The 2,312-nt window shown below is 37.7% G+C and carries 2 protein-coding genes; both read right to left on the bottom strand.

The annotated features are described in order from the left end of the window. Positions 1 to 255 precede the first annotated feature (255 nt). A complete protein-coding gene (locus AC3AX0_RS11760) occupies positions 256 to 1,632 on the bottom strand; it encodes a cobyrinic acid a,c-diamide synthase CobB (protein ID WP_487550474.1) in 1,377 nt (458 codons plus the stop codon). Next, positions 1,633 to 2,223 (bottom strand): histidine phosphatase family protein, encoded by a 591-nt coding sequence (locus AC3AX0_RS11755; protein WP_487550473.1) that lies wholly within the window; start codon positions 2,221 to 2,223, stop codon positions 1,633 to 1,635. Between the last annotated feature and the right edge of the window lie 89 nt (positions 2,224 to 2,312).

The raw sequence follows: 2,312 nt of genomic DNA, 5'->3' as shown, positions 1-2,312 counted from the left end.
TTTTCTTCGATTTTTTCAGGATTTTTAATATATTCAGTCATTTTTTATTATATGATAAATCATATCTCCATAAAAATTTGAGTTATTCAGGCAACCCATGGTCCTTATATATATGCTTTTACACTTTAACTAGTGAATTCTTTCAGCTTAAGAAAGTCTAAAGTACGTAATCCCTTGAAACGTTGGTATTACGCTATTAAGGTGTCTTTCCTTCGCATCTTAATAACCGTTATGGTCACATGAAGCGTGACCCGGTTAACGCAGCGTAGCTGCTTTCTTGTATTCAACAGCCTTGTCGTATACACTGTTTATCATTTCCAAATTTGAATAGTAGTGGAAGTGGGCGTAGGAACTTGCACCATTGCCTTTCACATATCCGCATTCCCATTCCTTTGAAACCTTGCCATTCCTGTCCTTGTGTATATGAAAAACCTTCTTTTCATCTATATGATCCTTTGATCTATGGAATTCATGTACTCTTATTTCATTTCCAGCTTTTCCATAAATGCATTCTTCTTCAATCTTAATGGTTGCATATCCGAATCTCTGAAGCTTCTTTGTCATTTCAGTATATCCTTTCAGATATCCTGTCATTTCATACCTATCTCCGTTGAAATCAATGATTTCGTCGCAGAGATACATCATTCCCCCGCATTCGGAGAGGTAGGGAATTCCTTCTTGGAGCTTTGCTTTCAGATCTTCTCTGATGGAATGGTTATTTTGAAGATCCTCTGCAAAAACTTCCGGAAACCCTCCTCCGAATAACAGAAGATGTAGGTTATTTGGTATGAGTTTTGATTCGAGAGGACTGAACTCGATTAATTCAGCTCCCATTTCCTTTAGTAGGTCTATATTATCTTCGTAATAGAAGTTAAAGGCGCTGTCTTTTGCTATGCCTATTCTTATTGGTTCTTTTTTCTCTATATTAATGCCTTCAAATTCGATTTCTCCAGCTGTGTTAGCAAGTTCTTGAAGACCTTGAAAATCTACTGTATTCTTTATTCTATCCCTCAAAATATTGAGCTGTTCCTTTAGATCCTCTATTTCACATGATGGAACAAGTCCTAGATGCCTTGATGGCAGCTCTATCTCAGGCAATTTTTCAATATATCCATATACCTTCACATCTGTATATTTTTCAACCGCATCTTTAAGAAGCTTATAATGCATGGCAGCTACATTGTTGAAGATCACTCCCTTAACATTTGCATCGGGATCAAGCTCTGCATAACCCTTTACAATTGCTGCTGCACTTCCAGCCATTCCCTTCCCGTCAACTATGAGAAGTACTGGAAGGTTGAGAACCTCTGCCAGATAGGCTGTGCTTCCTTTTTTCTCACCGATTTCCTTGCTATCGTAAAGTCCCATTACTCCTTCAACAACTGCTATGTCAGCATCCTTTGCATTCTTGTTGTAAAGGTATTTAATGGTATTCTCTTCATTTATCCATGTATCCAGGTTCCTGCTTTTCAGTCCTGTAATAAAAGTGTGGTATGCAGGGTCTATGTAGTCCGGTCCTGTCTTGAAGGGCTGAACCTTCATATATTCCGACATCACATACATGATTCCCGTTGATACTGTAGTTTTTCCTACTCCGCTGTTTGTCCCAGCAATTACAAATCCAGGTGTCATTTATGCCTCCAGCCTGTTAATATTGTGTTCCTTGTCTATATATATCTTATATATTGAAGTGTTTTCTCCAATTAACTTTTCCATTTTTATTTCTTCTATTTTAGTGTTCAACATATAGTTTATGTAAAATTCAATTGATGTCCCGTGAGTTATTATTGCAGTATTCTCATCATTGGACTTCACTATTTCACCTATTGACTTTGATATCCTTTTTAGTCCCGCTATGAAGGTTTCCCCTCCATTTATTTTTGAGAGATGGCTGCAGCTTTTCCAATTTCTCCAATCTCTTGGATATCTTTTCTCTATTTCATCGTAGGTCATTCCCTGCCAGTCTCCGAAATTGAATTCCATGAGTTCTTCTCTTTTTTCGCATTCAAGACCAAGTATATCACCAGCAATCTTTCCCGTCATATATGCTCTTGTAAGGGGACTTGAATAGAGCTTTTTGATATTGTATTCATCCTTGAGCTTCTGTCCAAGAACCCTGGCCTGGTGAACTCCATTCATATTCAAATTTATATCAATCTGTCCCTGCATACGTTTCTCCGTATTCCAGTCAGTCTCTCCATGTCTTATTAAATATAGATACATAACAATCCCTCCCAAACAAACAAGAAAGCAGCTTTGCTGCGTTAAATAGGTCACAGCGACATAGTCGCGTTAGATGTGAAACAGATAGT

This window comes from Dethiosulfatibacter sp. (assembly GCF_983023055.1).
Note: the sequence above shows the minus strand (reverse complement) of the source record. Positions and strands in the feature narration are given on the sequence as shown.

Excerpts from the sequence above, each read along its gene's own strand:
- AC3AX0_RS11760 (WP_487550474.1), bottom strand. The coding sequence starts at position 1,632 with ATGACACCTGGATTTGTAATTGCTGGGACAAACAGCGGAGTAGGAAAA.
- AC3AX0_RS11755 (WP_487550473.1), bottom strand. The coding sequence starts at position 2,223 with ATGTATCTATATTTAATAAGACATGGAGAGACTGACTGGAATACGGAG.